The sequence below is a fragment of the Streptomyces sp. NPDC093064 genome (genome assembly GCF_044754605.1).
In the GTDB taxonomy this organism is placed as follows: Bacteria; Actinomycetota; Actinomycetes; order Streptomycetales; family Streptomycetaceae; genus Streptomyces.
In genome coordinates this window covers 1-14,814 of record NZ_JBIVPK010000055.1, presented here as the reverse complement: position 1 = coordinate 14,814, position 14,814 = coordinate 1, and the positions used below count along the sequence as shown (strand labels likewise).

At 68.6% G+C, this 14,814-nt stretch carries 14 protein-coding genes and 4 pseudogenes; 10 read left to right on the top strand and 8 right to left on the bottom strand.

All coding sequences use genetic code 11. The features are described from left to right. Positions 1-200 precede the first annotated feature (200 nt). Both ACIQFZ_RS36675 and ACIQFZ_RS36670 read left to right on the top strand, forming a co-directional pair. Positions 201-1,070 (top strand): recombinase family protein, encoded by an 870-nt coding sequence (locus tag ACIQFZ_RS36675; protein ID WP_402693247.1) that lies wholly within the window; start codon positions 201-203, stop codon positions 1,068-1,070. Between the two features lie 530 nt (positions 1,071-1,600). After that, positions 1,601-1,916, top strand: a pseudogene (locus ACIQFZ_RS36670) (NAD(P)/FAD-dependent oxidoreductase); the annotation flags it as partial. On the opposite strand, the gene ACIQFZ_RS36665 reads toward ACIQFZ_RS36670, so the two are convergent. From ACIQFZ_RS36665 to ACIQFZ_RS36650, 4 genes and pseudogenes are all read right to left on the bottom strand, one after another. After that, positions 1,913-3,256, bottom strand: coding sequence for a hypothetical protein (locus ACIQFZ_RS36665; RefSeq protein WP_383061534.1), 1,344 nt, complete (start codon positions 3,254-3,256; stop codon positions 1,913-1,915). The pseudogene ACIQFZ_RS36670 and the gene ACIQFZ_RS36665 sit on opposite strands and share 4 nt — an antisense overlap. Positions 3,257-3,870: 614 nt before the next feature. Then, a pseudogene (locus ACIQFZ_RS36660) lies at positions 3,871-4,065 on the bottom strand (hypothetical protein); the annotation flags it as partial. 74 nt (positions 4,066-4,139) lie between these two features. Continuing rightward, positions 4,140-5,402 carry an MFS transporter gene (locus ACIQFZ_RS36655; RefSeq protein WP_402693246.1) on the bottom strand — a complete coding sequence of 421 codons (1,263 nt, stop codon included), beginning with the start codon at positions 5,400-5,402 and terminating at the stop codon, positions 4,140-4,142. A gap of 227 nt (positions 5,403-5,629) precedes the next feature. Beyond that, positions 5,630-5,941: pseudogene (locus tag ACIQFZ_RS36650) on the bottom strand (IS630 family transposase); the annotation flags it as partial. A 382-nt stretch (positions 5,942-6,323) separates the two neighbouring features. On the opposite strand from ACIQFZ_RS36650, the pseudogene ACIQFZ_RS36645 reads away from it, so the two are divergent. After that, positions 6,324-6,416 (top strand): annotated as a pseudogene (locus ACIQFZ_RS36645) (hypothetical protein); the annotation flags it as partial. Between the two features lie 66 nt (positions 6,417-6,482). Further along, entirely contained in the window at positions 6,483-6,752 is a 270-nt protein-coding gene (locus ACIQFZ_RS36640) for a hypothetical protein (protein WP_383061551.1), read from the top strand. A gap of 13 nt (positions 6,753-6,765) precedes the next feature. Here the strand turns inward: ACIQFZ_RS36640 and ACIQFZ_RS36635 are convergent, their stop codons facing one another. Next, the gene (locus ACIQFZ_RS36635; protein ID WP_402693245.1) at positions 6,766-7,014 is read right to left on the bottom strand and encodes a hypothetical protein; all 249 of its coding nucleotides are present in this window, start codon (positions 7,012-7,014) and stop codon (positions 6,766-6,768) included. A 61-nt stretch (positions 7,015-7,075) separates the two neighbouring features. Here ACIQFZ_RS36635 and ACIQFZ_RS36630 point away from each other — a divergent pair, with 61 nt between their 5' ends. The 5 genes from ACIQFZ_RS36630 to ACIQFZ_RS36610 all read left to right on the top strand — a co-directional run bounded on the left by ACIQFZ_RS36630 (position 7,076) and on the right by ACIQFZ_RS36610 (position 10,642). Next, on the top strand, positions 7,076-8,251 hold the full coding sequence (locus ACIQFZ_RS36630) for a serine hydrolase domain-containing protein (RefSeq protein WP_402693244.1): 1,176 nt from the start codon (positions 7,076-7,078) through the stop codon (positions 8,249-8,251). A gap of 111 nt (positions 8,252-8,362) precedes the next feature. After that, positions 8,363-8,542: an SDR family oxidoreductase gene (locus tag ACIQFZ_RS36625; RefSeq protein ID WP_402693265.1), complete on the top strand. Its 180-nt coding sequence runs from the start codon at positions 8,363-8,365 to the stop codon at positions 8,540-8,542. Positions 8,543-8,586: 44 nt separating this feature from the next. Then, positions 8,587-9,870, top strand: a complete 1,284-nt coding sequence (locus ACIQFZ_RS36620; RefSeq protein WP_365432679.1) for a Rieske 2Fe-2S domain-containing protein — start codon at positions 8,587-8,589, stop codon at positions 9,868-9,870. Then, a complete protein-coding gene (locus ACIQFZ_RS36615; protein ID WP_383061540.1) occupies positions 9,867-10,406 on the top strand; it encodes an aromatic-ring-hydroxylating dioxygenase subunit beta in 540 nt (179 codons plus the stop codon). The genes ACIQFZ_RS36620 and ACIQFZ_RS36615 overlap by 4 nt, the downstream gene beginning before the upstream one ends. Then, entirely contained in the window at positions 10,406-10,642 is a 237-nt protein-coding gene (locus ACIQFZ_RS36610; RefSeq protein WP_365432685.1) for a hypothetical protein, read from the top strand. Before ACIQFZ_RS36615 ends, ACIQFZ_RS36610 begins: the two co-directional genes overlap by 1 nt. Positions 10,643-10,798: 156 nt before the next feature. Here the strand turns inward: ACIQFZ_RS36610 and ACIQFZ_RS36605 are convergent, their stop codons facing one another. Next, positions 10,799-11,317, bottom strand: a complete 519-nt coding sequence (locus ACIQFZ_RS36605; RefSeq protein ID WP_383061541.1) for a group II truncated hemoglobin — start codon at positions 11,315-11,317, stop codon at positions 10,799-10,801. Positions 11,318-11,410: 93 nt separating this feature from the next. On the opposite strand from ACIQFZ_RS36605, the gene ACIQFZ_RS36600 reads away from it, so the two are divergent. After that, positions 11,411-11,974 carry a hypothetical protein gene (locus ACIQFZ_RS36600; protein ID WP_402693243.1) on the top strand — a complete coding sequence of 188 codons (564 nt, stop codon included), beginning with the start codon at positions 11,411-11,413 and terminating at the stop codon, positions 11,972-11,974. 856 nt (positions 11,975-12,830) lie between these two features. On the opposite strand, the gene ACIQFZ_RS36595 is transcribed toward ACIQFZ_RS36600, so the two are convergent. Both ACIQFZ_RS36595 and ACIQFZ_RS36590 read right to left on the bottom strand, forming a co-directional pair. Then, complete coding sequence (locus tag ACIQFZ_RS36595) at positions 12,831-13,385, bottom strand: hypothetical protein (protein ID WP_141364062.1); 555 nt, start codon at positions 13,383-13,385, stop codon at positions 12,831-12,833. Further along, entirely contained in the window at positions 13,382-13,945 is a 564-nt protein-coding gene (locus ACIQFZ_RS36590; RefSeq protein ID WP_365433924.1) for a WHG domain-containing protein, read from the bottom strand. The genes ACIQFZ_RS36595 and ACIQFZ_RS36590 overlap by 4 nt, the downstream gene beginning before the upstream one ends. Positions 13,946-14,814 lie beyond the last annotated feature (869 nt).

Below are 14,814 nucleotides of genomic sequence, written 5' to 3'. Positions count from 1 at the left end.
TGCACCACATGCCACCGCCCGCTGCCCAGAACGTCCACCACCAGCCCAAACCCAAGAGCCAGAGCAACCTAACGGAGTCCTAATAGGTGGTCGCTCGTGAAACACCCGGCCACGCGGCGGTCCACCTGCGGCGATCATGTTTCATGAGTTGTTGCAAACGACTGGACGTCTGAAACGCCCTCATGAAACACTCCGAGGTCGTGAGCGACGACTTCAAGCGCGTGGAATCGCACGACTGTCCGATGTCCACCTGCGCCGCCCCCGCGGGCTCCCCGTGCCGGACCGGCAAGGGCAAGGTGGCGATCCAGTACCACACCGCCCGCTTCCGCCTCGTGCCCCAACTCGCCAAAGCCCTCAGCGTGCCGATCCCCGCCGTACGCAAGCCGGGTTCGGCGTGGACCGAGCTGCCCCGGCCGGTGAGCGCCGGCACCGAACCGGTCGGGCACGTCCGCCTCGGGTACGCCCGCGCCTCGACCGCCCGGCAGTCCCTCGACGCGCAGCTCGACTCCCTCGCCGAAGCCGGGGTCTCCCGGGTCTTCTCGGAGAAGATCTCCACCCGCGCCACCAAGCGCCCGGAGCTGGACGCCGCCGTGAAGCTCGCCGGGGAGATCCGCTCCTCCGGCGTCGCCGTCACCCTCGTCGTCCACGAGCACAAGCGACTCGGCCGCGGCATCGAACTCGCCATGCTCGCCGAGGAGCTAAAGGCGAGCGACGTCGGCCTGGAGTTCCTCACCGGGGAGCTGAAAGGCTCGCACGACCCCTCCGGCATCGTGTTCACCGTGCTCGCGGCCATGTCGGGCATGGAGCGTGAGTACATCCGGGACCGCACCCTCGAAGGCCACGAGTCCGCCCGCAAGCGCGGCAAGACCATCGGCGGCGCGGGCGTCACCGACGAGTCCATGCTGTCCATGGCCCTCCACCTGCGCGACCAAGAGATGAGCCTGCGCGACATCGCCAAACGGCTCGTCATCACCACCGGCGCGAAGAAGGGACAGCGCCCCTCACCCGCCACCGTCATGCGGATGCTCCGCGAACACGACGAGCAGGCCGCCACGGCGGTGACCAAGTGATCACCCGGCTACTTTGCGGCTGGTGTCTGAGCTAGGACACCAGGTCCTAGCCAGCGCGTCCGGACACCGCCACGGGAACCCACCACTGACACGCCATCCACTGACACCAAACCGAGCGATCGCAGCCAGCATCGCTTCGTACCTCTTGGCCTCCTGCCGCTCGCGCCAGTCCCACTCCACATGGCCGGGCCTTGGCGGCGGGCGGCGGGCGGCGGGCGGCGGGCGGCGGGCGGCGGGCGGCGGGCGGCGGGCGGCGGGCGGCGGGCGGCGGGCGGCGGGCGGCGGGCGGCGGGTGCAGCCTAGCCGTCTCCGCCACGCATAGCAGGTGCGCGCGGTCTCCTGGCGCGGCGAGCAGTTCCTGGTCCTCACCGGATACGAGCCGGGCGAAGCAGGCCGCAGCCCGCAGGAAGACGCCCGCCCAGGGCGGTACGGGGTAGGCGGCACAGCCGTCGGTGTAGCGGGCGCGGTCGTGCAGGGCGAGCGTGGCCGCGGCGTCGTCGTAGTCGCGAGGACGTGCGGTAGCGAGTTGTTTCGAGGACGGCAAGGTCGTCCTGGTCGACGGCAGCCGGATCGAGCCCGACGCCGTGATCGCCGCGACCGGGTATGTCCGCGCCCTGGAGGGGCTCGTCGGTCCTGGACGCCCGCGGCAGGCCGGTGCTCCACGGCGCCGCTGCCCGCAACGCCCCCGGCCTGTACTTCACCGGCTTCACCAACCCGATCAGCGGGATGTTCCGCGAACTGGCCAACGACGCCGAGAAGATCGCGAAGGCGGAGGCGCGTCGCGCGGAGAAGACCCGCGCGACGCGCAGAGACAAGGGTGCCTTTCGGGGCGCTGGTGTGCGCTAGTTCACGGTGAGTACGGCCGTGTTGTTCCTGGGGTTCGGGTCGTGGCGGAACTCGCCGAACTCGGGATGGATGCTGACCTCACCCGTCGCTCCGGGCACCACCGTGTCGATCCGGAGCTTGAAGGCGAAGGAGCGCTCCGTGTTCTCCAGCACCCAGTAGGGCAGCGAGCAGTCGTAGCGCGGGGCGCCGGTGCGGTTCGGGTAGTAACTGCCGGAGAGGGTGCGCGGCCCGCAGCCCTCCGGAACACCGGTGACCGTGGTGCCGGGCGGAACGATCAGCCGGACCGCGGCGACCGGGTCCCCGGAGCCCAGGTTGCCCAGCCAGCCGGGACCGTTGTTCCTGAAGGTGAGCGACGCGGTGACCGTCTCGCCCGCCGCGCCCTGGACCGCAGCGCCGGTCACCGAGAAGTCGGCGGTGTTGTCCGCGCCGATCTGTAGCGCCACATAGCTGTTGTAGCCCCCCAGGTTGGTCGCGCCGACCGGGTCCGCCGAGATGTCCACCCGCTCCTGGAGCGCCTGCCGGGTGAGTGCGACCCGCAGCGGCTGGGGCAGTTTGAAGGAGGCGCCCGGGGCCAGATCCTGTGCGAAGGTGCAGTCCGCGTACGACATCGGGGCGTACTCGTCCCCGCTCGACGTCGTGTAGGTGCAGGCGTCGTACCGGTTGAGGTACTGCACCCCGTACGAGGCCATCATCCTGATGGTGAAGCCGTGCGCGGTCTCGTTGCCGTGGTTGGTGAGCGTGAGCGGGAGCTTCTGCTTGCTGCCCGGCCGGGCGTGCTCGATGTCCTTGCCGGCCGTGAGCGCGAGGTCGGGTCCCGACGCGACTGTGACCGTGGTCTCGAAGCTGTCCCGGGGCGCGGTGAGCGTGCCGTCCGGGCCGCCGGTGGCCGTCGCTTCGAAGGTGATGCGGCCCTGCGCGCCGACCGACGCCCCGTCGGCCGCGCGGACCTTGAGGTGCACCTCGCCGCCGGTGTTCCCGGTCCCCGGCACCTCGGGCACGTCGCACACCGCGGTCGCGCCGCTCGGCGTGCAGTTGTCCGGCCAGGTGATCTCGGCGACCCCGGCGAGACCGGAGGCGTCCACGGTGAGCCGACCGTCGGTCACAGTGAAGTGGTCGTTGTCGTGGCTGAGCCTGACATCGAGCGTGCGGGTGAGCGGTGTCCCGCCGTTGATGCCGAGCGGCAGGGTCGGCTCGTACGGGGCGTTGATCCAGAGTTGGTCGGTCTCCGGCTCGGTCTCGGCGAACGCGGGAGCGGTGGTGAGCCCCAGGGTGACGAGTCCGGCAGCGAGCGTCGTACAGGCTCCGAGCCGCAGTGCGCGGCGGACGGAGTCAGCTCTCATTACATCTCCAGGTGAGAGACGGTCAGGTCACGCGGCTGGCGTGGTCGCCGATCAGCGGCCCACGCCGGGCCACATCTCCTTGACGATCAAGGAGGGTTGAGGGTTGTACGACGATGCTGACGGATGGTCAACGCTGCGAAATTCATCGCAAGACACCTTCCCGAGCCGCACGAGACGGAGCTTGGCGGGGAGCCGGCTCACGAACTGCTGGCCACAGTGCACGCAGATCTGCTGTGTCCCCCGTCGGGACGCAGCATCAGCTGGGCAGACTGCTACCCGAGCGCGGACATGCTTCCGCTGCCCCGTAAGGCCGATTTGCTGTTGGAGCCGAACGGCAAGCCGGGCCCACTCCCAGAGCACCTGGTGGGCGACGAGCAAGCGGAGCGAGCCCGTCGGCTCGCGGTCCGGATTCGACAGGAAGCCAGCCGCCGCGGCATCGGCTGACGTTGCAGCCGGACCCTCTTCAGGCCTTGGCCAGCATCGTGCTGGCCGGACGGGCTGACGGTCCAATGCCGACGCCCACCCCTGAGTGCCTGGGGTGGGCGCCGTGTTCGTTCGTATGGCCATGGCCAGGCCCTCCCTCGGATGCCTCCTGAGGGGGGCCGAAATGTGGGCTAGTGCTCTGACCGCATAGGTTCACCGGGTTGTTCAGGCTGCGCCGTGAGCGGGCGTCCGCCCCAGCGGATGGCTTTCTCGCCGGATGCGGTGCGTTCCTTGCGTTCGGTGGCCAGGACGTCGCGGTGGCGGGCGTTCGCGTTGCGCCAGCGCAGGTAGGCGAGCAGGGCTCGGAGCTGCACGGTTGTGGTTGGGATAGTGCCAGTTCAGGAAGTCCCAGGGGCAGGCGTCCGGCGTGAGGTGGCGGGGAGTCGCTCCTGCAGCGGCCTCAGTGCTGTGGTCGGTCAGGCAGTGGGCTCAGGAGTGCGACAGCGCATAGCACGGGGATCAGCGCGGCGAGCGTCCAGGTCAGGCCGGCGAGCTGAGCGGCCCAGCCGATCACGGCGGGGCCGAACAGGGTCCCCGCGTAGGTGAAGGTGGTGAATCGGGAGATCAGTGTCGCGGCTTCCGGGCTGTCGGCCTTCGCCTGCCCGACCGCGCTGTAGGCCAGCGGGATCAGGACCGAGGCGCCCGCGCCCGCGACGGCGAACCCGCCGATGGCCGTGACCGGGTTCGGCGAAAGCAGCGCCATCGCCAGGCCGCAGGCCGCGACGAGGCCGCCGGTGCGGAACAGGGCCGGGGCGGCGTAGCGGAGGGCCAGGCGGTCGCCGATCACCCGGCCGACCGCCTGAGCGCCGGTGTAGGCGGTCACCGCCGTCGCCGCGAGACCGAGCGACGCGTCCCGGGAGTCGTGCAGGAAGATCGCGCTCCAGCCGAGGGCGGCGCCTTCACAGACCATCAGGGCGGTGCCGGTCAGGCCGAGTGCCACGTCCTGGCGGCTCCAGCCTCCCCGTCGGCGTCGGCCCCGGCGGCGCTGTGCGGGCGAGGACGTGGGGGCGCGGCCCCGCGTGCCGGTCTCCACCAGGAGCCGTCCCAGCAGCAGGCCCCCCGCCAGGAGCACGGTGGCGGCTGCGGCGAGGTGCGTGGCGAACGAGACACCCGCACGCTCCAGGACGGCCGTGGCGAGTGAGGCCACGACCGCGCTGATACTCCAGGCAGCGTGGCAGCCGTTGAGCATGGGACGTCCGAGGCGCCGTTCGACGGTGACGGCGTGAGTGTTTATGGCTGTGTCGGTGGTGCCGTGCACGGCACCGAGCGCCGTGACGACCACCACGAGTTCGACGACTCCGCCCACCAGGCCGACCAGCGCCAGCAGCACGGGCATGACGACGAGCGAGATGCGCAGCACCGGCCGCGTCCCGACCCGCGCCGTCAGAGGGCCCACGCCCTGCATGCAGGCGAGGGCCGCCACGGAAAAGACCATGCCGATGAGGCCGAGTTGCCCATCGCTCAGATGGTGCTTGCCCTTGAGCGATCCCAGCCGGACGACATACGTCGACAGCGTGAGCCCGTTGAGAAAGAAGACGGCTGTGGCTGGCCACCGTCCGGCGTTTCCCGGTCTGTCTGGATCCTCTGATGTGGTCGAGCTGGCCCGGACCGGGTCGGCAGCCGTTGGTGTCGCGTGCGCCGTGGTCTGTTCCTCGGCAGTCATCGTGCGCGCTCCGTCGCGTTCCCCCCGTGATCCGAGGATGCCCGGACGGCGGGTGAGAATCAGATCGACACTAGCACCGCCGCACACTGCCGGGCCGCTCCCCCAGCGAAGCCTCCACCTGGACCCGCTCGGTCAGGCCGATTTGACCTGTGCCGCCGTGCCGCAGCGGTATCGATGGTTCGGGCGAGTTTGCGACTGGTTCTGACCGCATAGGTATGCCGGGCTGTTCAGGCCGCGGCGGCGAGGAGGCGTCCGCCCCAGCGGATGCCCTTCTCGCTGCGGATGCGGGCGCGTTCCTTGCGTTCGGCGGCCAGGATGTCGCGGTGGCGGGCGTTCGCGTTGCGCCAGCGCAGGTAGGCGTGCAGGGCCCGCGTCTGCATGGTGTGGTTGGGGTGGTGGGAGTTGGCGATGGTGAACTGCCGCAGCGGTCCGAAGTGCGCCTCGATCAGGTTGGCCCAGGAGGCGTAGGTCGGGGTGAAGTACAACTCGACCTTGTTCTTCTTCGCCCAGCGGCGGATGTCGGCGCCCTTGTGCGCGGCCGACTGCGGAGGGCAAGTGGCAGCTGGCCGTTGCCGAGATGGATAGAGCTATGCCGGTGGTTGCAGAGTTCCGGGCCGCGTGCTGCCGCCAGGGGTGGATGCGTGTTCTGCGGGGCGAGCAGGCGACGGGGGTTATGTCTGCCCGCCCCGGGGGCGACCCGCACAACGGAGGGAGCGGGCCTTGCGGCGCCGCAGACACGGCACACCGGTTACAGCGGCCCGGGCGTCGCAGGTGTCACACCCTTCCGGTCCTGTCACAGCGCAAGGCATTACGACGCTAAAACGTCAGCGCCCCCCTCAACGAGCGGATGACCTACCTGGACTGCCAGTACACAACATTCCGGCGCGTACTGGCCTCCTGTCACGACCTACCTGAAGAGGCATGGCGTCGGCTGGACAACGACCTGAACTCCTGGTCCGTCGTGCTGCTGCCCGTCGGCCAGACACACCACGGGAGGTCCTGGAAGGGCTGGTACACGCACACGGCGACGTGTTCCACATCCGACCGCTACTCGTCGACCACCCCAACTTCCCCCGTCACATGCTGCGCACGTTCGTTGACGAACCAAGCCTGAACGTGCGCTACCTCGCCCTGCACGACCCGGAACTACCTGTGCCAGACCTTCAGCAACTCGCCGCCGCTGCTGAGTTCTTCCTGCGCCGCGGGGTCGCCCGTCACCCCAACATCACGGACGCGTTGCTGGAGCATCTGCTCTCTGACCCAGACCCCCAGGTAGTCGACGATGCCGCTGCCAACGCCGCGCTGCGGCCGACCCAGATGTACCGAATGCTCACCGCTGCTGGCTTGTGACTCCACGAGAGCATCAGGCCCGGGCCCCATGTTTTCCCGGTTCTCGCGGAGGCGGCGGTGCAGGATCGGTGAAGACGAGCTTGGCGATGGCGGCGTCCAGGCTGACCTGGAGTCCTTCGACCACGCCGAGCCAGCCGTTGCCGCGGGCTTCGCGGATGCGTTCGCGGAGGTTCTGGATCTCTTTCTGCTCTTCAGGAGCATGACCAGACAGGGGAAGCCAGCGGTGGTGCTGGATGCCGGGTGATGTCCATCCGGCTGGCACCCGTTCGGGATGGGGCGTATGCCGGTTGGCCGGTGACCCTTGCTGTTCCTAGCCTCAGGTCATGATCTTTCGTCGTTTGTGGTTATCAGCTGCGGTGCTGGCGCTGGCTGTGTCATCTCTGCCGTCCGTTGCGGCTTCGGCCACGCCACGCTCATCCGGCATCGTTTGGTCTGTGCAGCGTGACGCCGACGCGCTGCGGGATACCGGGGTCACCGGGGTAGCGGTCCGCCTGGAAACCCCGCGCGAGACGGTCACGGCCCGCTCCGGGGTGGGGAACCTGGTCACTCGCCGCCCGGTTCCGAAAGATGGCTCCCTGCGTCTGGGCAGTACCACCAAGACGTTCGTCGCCACCGTCATGATGCAACTGGTGGGCGAAAAACGGATCTCCCTCGACCAGACAGTGGAACAGGTGCTGCCGGGGGTCGTGTCCGGTGCTGGAAACGACGGCCGGACCATCACCGTCCGTAACCTGCTGCAGCACACCAGTGGCTTGTCCGACTACATCTATGACGTCTTCCCCGACCCCAGTACCCAGACCTACTTCGCCAACCGGTGGCGTGCCTACAAGCCCGAAGAGCTGGTGGACCTGGCGATGCGCCATGAACCGGCCTTCCCGGCAGGCACCCGCTGGGCGTACTCCAACACGAATTACGTGCTCGCCGGAATGATCATTGAGAAGATCACAGGCCGCACCTGGGAACAGCAGGTCCACGACCGCATCCTGCGCCCCCTCGGCCTGCAGCACACCGACACCCCCGGCACCTGGCCATTCCTTCCGTATCCGCACACGGCCAACTATCAGCAGTTCACTGTGGACAGCCGGATGGTCGACACCACGATCCCCTACCGTCCTTTCGACAGCGGGGCCGACGGATCGATGACCGGAACGGCCCGCGACCTCAACCGCTTCTTCGGTGCACTGGCAAGTGGACAGCTGCTGAAGCCCGCTGAACTCGCTGCCATGCAGAACACTGTGCCGGTGCCGCAGGACGGCGGCCACCCGGAAGGCACCCGGGACGGCCTGGGCCTGTTCTTCACACCCCTGTCCTGCGGCGGCGGCTACCTCGGGCACGGAGGCAGCGGCTTCGGATATGTCATCCGGGCAGCGACCACCGTGGACGGTCGACGCACTATCACCGTCTCCGCGCACAGCCGCTCTGCGGACCCGCAGACTGCGGCCCGTCAGGAAGACGCACTGCGCGATCTCATCGACCACGCCCTTTGCCGCACCACCTGAACATGCACTCGGCACCGCGACGGGTCCTCGATGCCGAGCTGCGCGGCCAGGCCAGGGGCTGTGCGGATCGGCGAAGTGGACCGGGACGCCGGTCTCGACTGTGAACTGGGCGTGCGCCGACAGCTCCTTGCCCCGACCGCGGTGCGGGACCTCAATCCGTTGCGCATCGTGCTGTCTGCCGAGCAGCTCGCCCCGCTGTACTTGTTCCTTGCCTCGCCCGAGGCCGCCGGAATGACCGGCGAGGTCCTGCGCCCCGACGGCGGACTTTCGCTACGCGCAGGCGCACGTTGAACCCAATTCCCCCGCACCGCAGGCCAGTAGCGAGGAGTGACTGGATGACCACCATCGACGGCCCCACCCAGATACCGCGCACGTACTACCGCGACGGGCATGTGCTCGAAGAGGAGCTGCATCGCGTCTTCGGGGTGAACTGGGTCTTCGTCGGCCATGAGTCCGAGGTGCCGACGCCCGGCGACTATGTGACCCGGCGCCTGGGCGGCGACCCAGTGATACTTTCCCGCACCGAGGACAACGGGGTCCAGGTGATGCTGAACTCCTGCACACATCGGGGTACCCAGGTGTGCAAGGCCTCCTACGGCAACACCACGACCTTCCGCTGCGGCTATCACGGTTGGGTCTTCGGCAACGACGGCGCGCTCAAGGGGGTGCCGGGGCGCCGCGCCCTGTACGGCCCCGACTTCGACCTGTCCAGACGTGGACTGCGCCAGGCGCGCGTCGAAACACTGCACGGCTTCGTCTTCGCTACCTGGCGCCACGACGGGCCCTCGCTGCAGGAGTACCTCGGCGACTTCCGGTGGTACCTCGACGCACTGTTCGACTTCTTCCCCGGCGGAATGGAAGTGCACGCAGGCATGCACCGGGTCGAGGTCCGCGGGAACTGGAAGATCCATGCGGAGAACTTCTCGGGCGACGGGTACCACCTGCGGGTCGCGCACCGCACCATGTTCGAGCTCGGGGTGATGGGCGCGCAGGCAGGCGCCGTCGAAGGGTTCGTGGTGAACGAGCCGCATGGGCATGCGCTCCGCAGCCAGTATCTGGTCGACCCCGAGGTCCCGGATACCGTCTTCGGCTACGAGGAGGACCTGCTCGGCCCGGCGCTGAAGCAGGCCGACTCGCAGCACCGCAGGTTCCGTGAGCGCACCTCGGTCATCCACGGCCTGGTGTTCCCCAACCTGCTGTTCATCACCACGGCGCCCGTGTCCTACGGCGAGGACGCCCAGGGGCAGACAGCCTTCACCCAGATCCGGGCGCTCACACCGATCGACCAGCACACGCACGAGGTGGCGTACTGGAACCTGGTGCCCCGCGACGCCTCGGACGCATGGAAGGCACGCTCGTACCTGTTCGCGACCAGGCAGCATGGCGCCCCGTCATTCTTTGAAGCCGACGACCTGGAGAACTTCCGCCGGATCGACGCGGCACTCGGTACGGTCGCCGGAGCGCAGACGCCCTACACCTACGAACTCGGCATCGGGGTGAGCACCCGGTACACACCGCCCTGGCAAGGGCCGGGCCGGATCGTGCCCCAGGACTTCACCGAATCGAACCAGCGGAACTTCGTGAGCCGGTACCTGGACCTGATGGAGGGCAACCGATGAGCAGTACGTCGGCCGAACGGCACCTGGGTATCGAACAGCACCGGCAGATCGAGCAGTTCCTCATCGAGGAGGCCTCCCACCTCGACGCCGGCCGCTACGACGACTGGCTGACCCTGCTGCACGAGGACTTCCACTACCGGGTTCCGGTGCCGCTGTCGCGTGAGGATCCCGCACTGGGCCGATACGACGAGGCACTGGAGTTCGCCAACGAGTCCAAGAGCTTCCTGGCCATGCGCTTCGGCCGCATCGCCTCGGACCACGCCTGGGCAGAACGCCCCGCTGCCTACGTCCGCCATTTTGTGACGAACTTCCGCATCCAGGACGCCGAGCCGATCCCCGGATCGGACAACCCTAGGTGGACGGTGCACACAAACGTCCTCGTCGTCCGCGCACGGCTCCCCGAACCCCCGGTGCTGGCCTCGGCGGAGCGGCGGGACATCATCGCGCTGATCCAGGGGTCCCTGCTGTTGCTCCGCAGAGACGTCTTCCTGGACGCCGAGGTGCCCACCGACGGCCAACTCGCGGTCATCTTCTGATGGACGGCACAGAGGCCGCACAGGGCCGCTTCCATGTCCGCAACGAGTTCGCCGTAGTAGAGCTGCAGGTCATCCCCTACGGGCGGGGATCCCGGCTGCACATCAGCGCAGGACGTATCAAGAGCACCGGCGCCATCGACGCAACCGTACTGGAGGCGCTCACGCTCCTCACGGAGAGTGAACTGATGCAGATCGTCGCCACAGCCACCGACCCCGGACGTCCGGACGATCGATGAACGGGGCATCACGCTGTCACCGGAGCTCCGCGATCGCCTCCCGCAGCCCGCGCCTGCTCGTTGTCCCCTCGTAGCCCGCGGGGAGCAGCGAGGCGCAACGGCCCGGATGCACCCGTTCCGGGCCGCTGCGCCGCCGTCGCCGATCGACGAGTGCCGTCACTCGGTGCTGTGCTGCGGCGGTTCGGGCTGCCAGGGCGGGGTCTGCCCCCACTCCCAGTGCGGCATGTCCGCGGCGTCCACCGGGGGTGGACTCTCCCCTGAGTAAATCAGGGCCATCCGGGTGCCCCACTCGATGTAGTACGCGAACACCGCCCGAAACTCGGGGTCGCGGGGCAGGCCGACTTCGTCGGCCGCGTCCATGAGGAGACCTACCCAGCGGCGCCGCTGCTCCTCGGTGATGCCCCGGCCCAGGTGCTGGGTGGCCATGTGCTGGTGGCCGCCGCGGAACGCCGAGTAGTGGGTCGGACCCCCGAAGACCTCGCCGAGCCACAGGGCCACAAAGTGCGGGTGCTTGTCGTCCATGTGGGCAAAGACCGGGGCCAGAAGCGGGTCCTTGCGCACATGGCCGTAGAAGACCTCGGTCAGCCGCTGCAGGGCGAGTGCGCCGCCCGCCCACTGGTAGATGCTGGGCGTCCCCGGCCTGTCGGTCGGGTGCTTTGCGGTGTCGTCGCTCACAACTGCTCCTGCCCGGGGGCCTTACCGGTGCCTGCGACGCCGGTGGGGAGGTAGTGCTGCATCTCCTCGATCGCTGGCACGTACGGTCTAGGTGTGCTGTCGCTTCTGCGCTGCGTCGCAGCACACGCACCGGACTGGTACGCCGCCAGAAGGGGCGCGCAGGCCGGCTGGAGCTACACCGACACGCTCGGCTACGCAGACCGGCTTCGCTCTGCGTTGCTGGCCCCCGATGACGCCCGGACCTCGGCAGTCGAGTTGTTCCGCACCTACGCGACTGCCCGGCATGAATGCGACGTGCTGCCCTACCCGCGCTGTGACCGAATCTGTCCGGACCACACCTGTCTCTACCATGGTGCGGTCGCTGACATCGTAGAAGCGGGCCGCTACGAAGCCACATGGAGCCAGGCAGATGACTCCGACCGGGCCGACGGCACCCGCGACGCGACCTGGCATGCCTGCGACCTCGCAGCGTACGAACTGCTGGAATATCCGCCCGACGACGCGACACCCGAACAGATCGCCCAAATCAACGACAGCAGACGGCGAGCCGGGCTGTGTTTCGCCCAACAGATGCTCGCCGCCGACAGCAATGAGCTCCCGCGCTCGTCCCGCAGCATCATCGACAACCTCCCGACGACATCGACTGGTGAGGGTTAACAGGCCGGGCTCGGGTTCGGCCCTGTCCGCCTAACAGCCGCGCAGGTCGCCGCTTCGCGCGTGGCGACCTGCGCGGTCGGCCCCGCCGTGTGGGTCGGCGCGTCAGTGGTCAGTGCTGCCGGGCGCGGGCGTCGTAGCGGTCCTGCAGCCGCAGAAGCATGGTGTGGCAGAGCACCGACACCAGGCCGAAGCCGCCACACGGAGCCCTCTGAGCAGCCCCTGACCAGCGCAAAGTGGGGTGCGGTGATCGCGCGCCAGCGTTCCTGGGCGGACTCGACGAGCTTGTAGACCATCGCGATCTCCAGCCACCGGTCGTCGACCTTGACCTGCCACTTCCGCAGGCCTCACGTCGCCGAACTCATACCGCGACCCTGCCACGCGCCACCGACAGCCCCGGGCCATTGCCACCCGGCGCCACCCGAACTGGGTGGCCGCCCGCGGTCTCCGTGGACGCGTCCTCATCTTCTTGGACTCGGACTCATCGCCCTCGTTCACGCCGTACGGCCCGAATGGGCCCGCGACGTCGTCGCCGGGACGGATGCCGGCCATCGGGCCGCCACCCTTCGCACGATGAAAGCCAGGGATCATGCGTTCACCGTACGAGCGAGCACCGACATCCTCCAGCAGGGGCGCGGACTTCACGCTCCTGCGACCTTTCGAGGTAGATGACACCCGCTCTTCAGCGCGACTTGGACTACGGGAGCGGACGCCCGAACGGCCTCCGCGCGCACTCGCCGTGCGCAGAATCAGGGCCTGAGCAACACCTTGATCGCGGTGATCATCGACTGTCCGGTACCGACGCACGAACGGCGCGCCACAGGTCGGAGCCACAGATGCAGGAGGCAACGACCTTAAGTCAGGCCGGCACCGGCGCGGGCTGGATCCGCTTCGCGTCCCAGGCCAGCCACACGCAGGCGGCCGCAAGCAGTACGCCGTGCGCGATCCGCAGCGCGGGCGGACCGAAGAACTGCGGCAGGAACAGCCCGAACCCGACCGCGAACAGGATCGCCGGCACCGTGCGCATCCGGGCTGCGACGAGGATCGCGCCCGCCGCCATGGTCAGCAGCCCGAGCCCGAACATCGTCATCGCGAACGGGTTGTAGCGCACGTCCTCGGCCAGGTCGAGGACGTTCGACTGGTTGGCCATCGCATGCAGGCCGAAGTCCTCGGCGCCGTAGTACGGCAGCGTCAGGCCGGCGCCGATCCAGAACACGATCGCCGCCACGCGGTTGATCGGCAGCAGTGCAATCGCGACCAGGATGAACCCGATCATCGCGCACAGGTGCGCGACGATCCACGCGGTGGAGCCCATCGCGGCGGCGGCACCCGAGGTGGTGGACTCGTCCTCCCATGGGCGGAGGGCGGGGTAGAGCAGGAACAGTACGCCTGCGACGGACAGCGGGATCCTCATGATTCGCTCCTCAGGCTGGCGAGATACATCTGGATGAGCTGGTCGTAGGTGTCGTCGAGGTCTTCCGGCAGGCCGAAGCCGCCCGCGGATTCGATGGACGCGAAGCCGTGCACGAGCACCCGCAGGCGCCGGGTCGCGTGCACGGCCGCCAAGCCCTCGAGTCCGTAGCCGCGCAGCGTGGCGTACATGACGCCGACGAGCTTCGCGCCGGCCGCCTCCTGGATCGGGTCGTGCAGCGGGTCCATCGGCAGCGCGGCGTACCGCTTCGGGTGCGCGGCGACGTACGCACGGTAGGCGTGCATCAACCCAGTGACCGCCTCGTTGCCACCGGTGCCCAAGACGGTCGTCGTGAACCGGTCGGTCATATCCTCCAGCACCCGCACTCCGACGAGCGCCTTCAGTTCGCCGAGGCTCGCCACGTGCTTGTAGAGCGACGGCGTGGCAACCCCGCAGCCGTGCGCCACGGCGGCGAGCGTGAGGCCGTCCGGCCCGTGCTCGTCCACGATGCCGAGCGCCACATCGACCACGGCGGCCGGCGTCAGCGACCTCTTAGCAACCATAGCCCAGAGGCTATTGCCATTAGCCAAGGACGTCAATCGGCACCGGAGCCGGCGAGTGGATGATTCAGACCGTGGCGTAGCGGCCGCGACGGTGGACCAGGGCCGGTACGTCGTCCGCGCCGAACTCCACGTGCGCGATCTCGAGCTGTATCTGCAGGCCCCACCGACTTCGGGCGGGTCCGGATCGACCAGGGTGCAGCCGACCCAGGTGGACACGCCGACCGGCGCCGGACCCCAGGCGGTGTCCGTCCAATCGATCAACCGGAACGGCCCGCCCGGAGCCGGTGCGACGTACCCGAAGGCGTCGGCCAGCTGGCGATGCGGTTCGCCGAGCAGCGCACCACCGCGGCCCCTTTCACGATGCCTGTCACCACATCGGCGCACTCACTCCCTGAGCCAAGTAGTGAGCAAGGACCATCGTCCGCCCCGCGGGCTGGGGTGTTCGGCAAGCTATTGGGATCCCTTTGGAGGTGGCCGCAGCCGCGGTTCCGGATCAGTGCCGGAGCAGCCACCAGATCCGGTCGTACGCAGCAACGTGATAGAGGATCACGACGGCAAGAAGCCAGCGAGCGCCCGCTTTGGCCGTGTGGTCACACGGGCGGTGGCGCTACGCCCCGATCTTCCCTGTCAAGTAGATCTGTTCAGATCCAATTGCAAGGGGACTTTCGACTTGGGGTCGACGCAGCGCGGTGCTCGATTTCGCCGGAGGCGACCCGGTCACCGCGAAGGAGGAATTCTGGGATGGATGCAAGTGGGCTGAGGTCTCGGTGCATGCCAGGGCTTGATCAAGTTCCCTCGGTTCCCGGGTTGTTGGTGATGCCCAGGAGTGGAAGTGCTCGTTGGGGTTGGTCGCGGATTGCGCGGGTGGT

Coding starts and splice junctions, on each gene's coding strand:
- ACIQFZ_RS36665 (WP_383061534.1), bottom strand. CDS start 3,256: ATGAGAGCTGACTCCGTCCGCCGCGCACTGCGGCTCGGAGCCTGTACG.
- ACIQFZ_RS36655 (WP_402693246.1), bottom strand. CDS start 5,402: ATGACTGCCGAGGAACAGACCACGGCGCACGCGACACCAACGGCTGCC.
- ACIQFZ_RS36640 (WP_383061551.1), top strand. CDS start 6,483: ATGCTGCGCACGTTCGTTGACGAACCAAGCCTGAACGTGCGCTACCTC.
- ACIQFZ_RS36630 (WP_402693244.1), top strand. CDS start 7,076: ATGATCTTTCGTCGTTTGTGGTTATCAGCTGCGGTGCTGGCGCTGGCT.
- ACIQFZ_RS36620 (WP_365432679.1), top strand. CDS start 8,587: ATGACCACCATCGACGGCCCCACCCAGATACCGCGCACGTACTACCGC.
- ACIQFZ_RS36615 (WP_383061540.1), top strand. CDS start 9,867: ATGAGCAGTACGTCGGCCGAACGGCACCTGGGTATCGAACAGCACCGG.
- ACIQFZ_RS36610 (WP_365432685.1), top strand. CDS start 10,406: ATGGACGGCACAGAGGCCGCACAGGGCCGCTTCCATGTCCGCAACGAG.
- ACIQFZ_RS36595 (WP_141364062.1), bottom strand. CDS start 13,385: ATGAGGATCCCGCTGTCCGTCGCAGGCGTACTGTTCCTGCTCTACCCC.
- ACIQFZ_RS36590 (WP_365433924.1), bottom strand. CDS start 13,945: ATGGTTGCTAAGAGGTCGCTGACGCCGGCCGCCGTGGTCGATGTGGCG.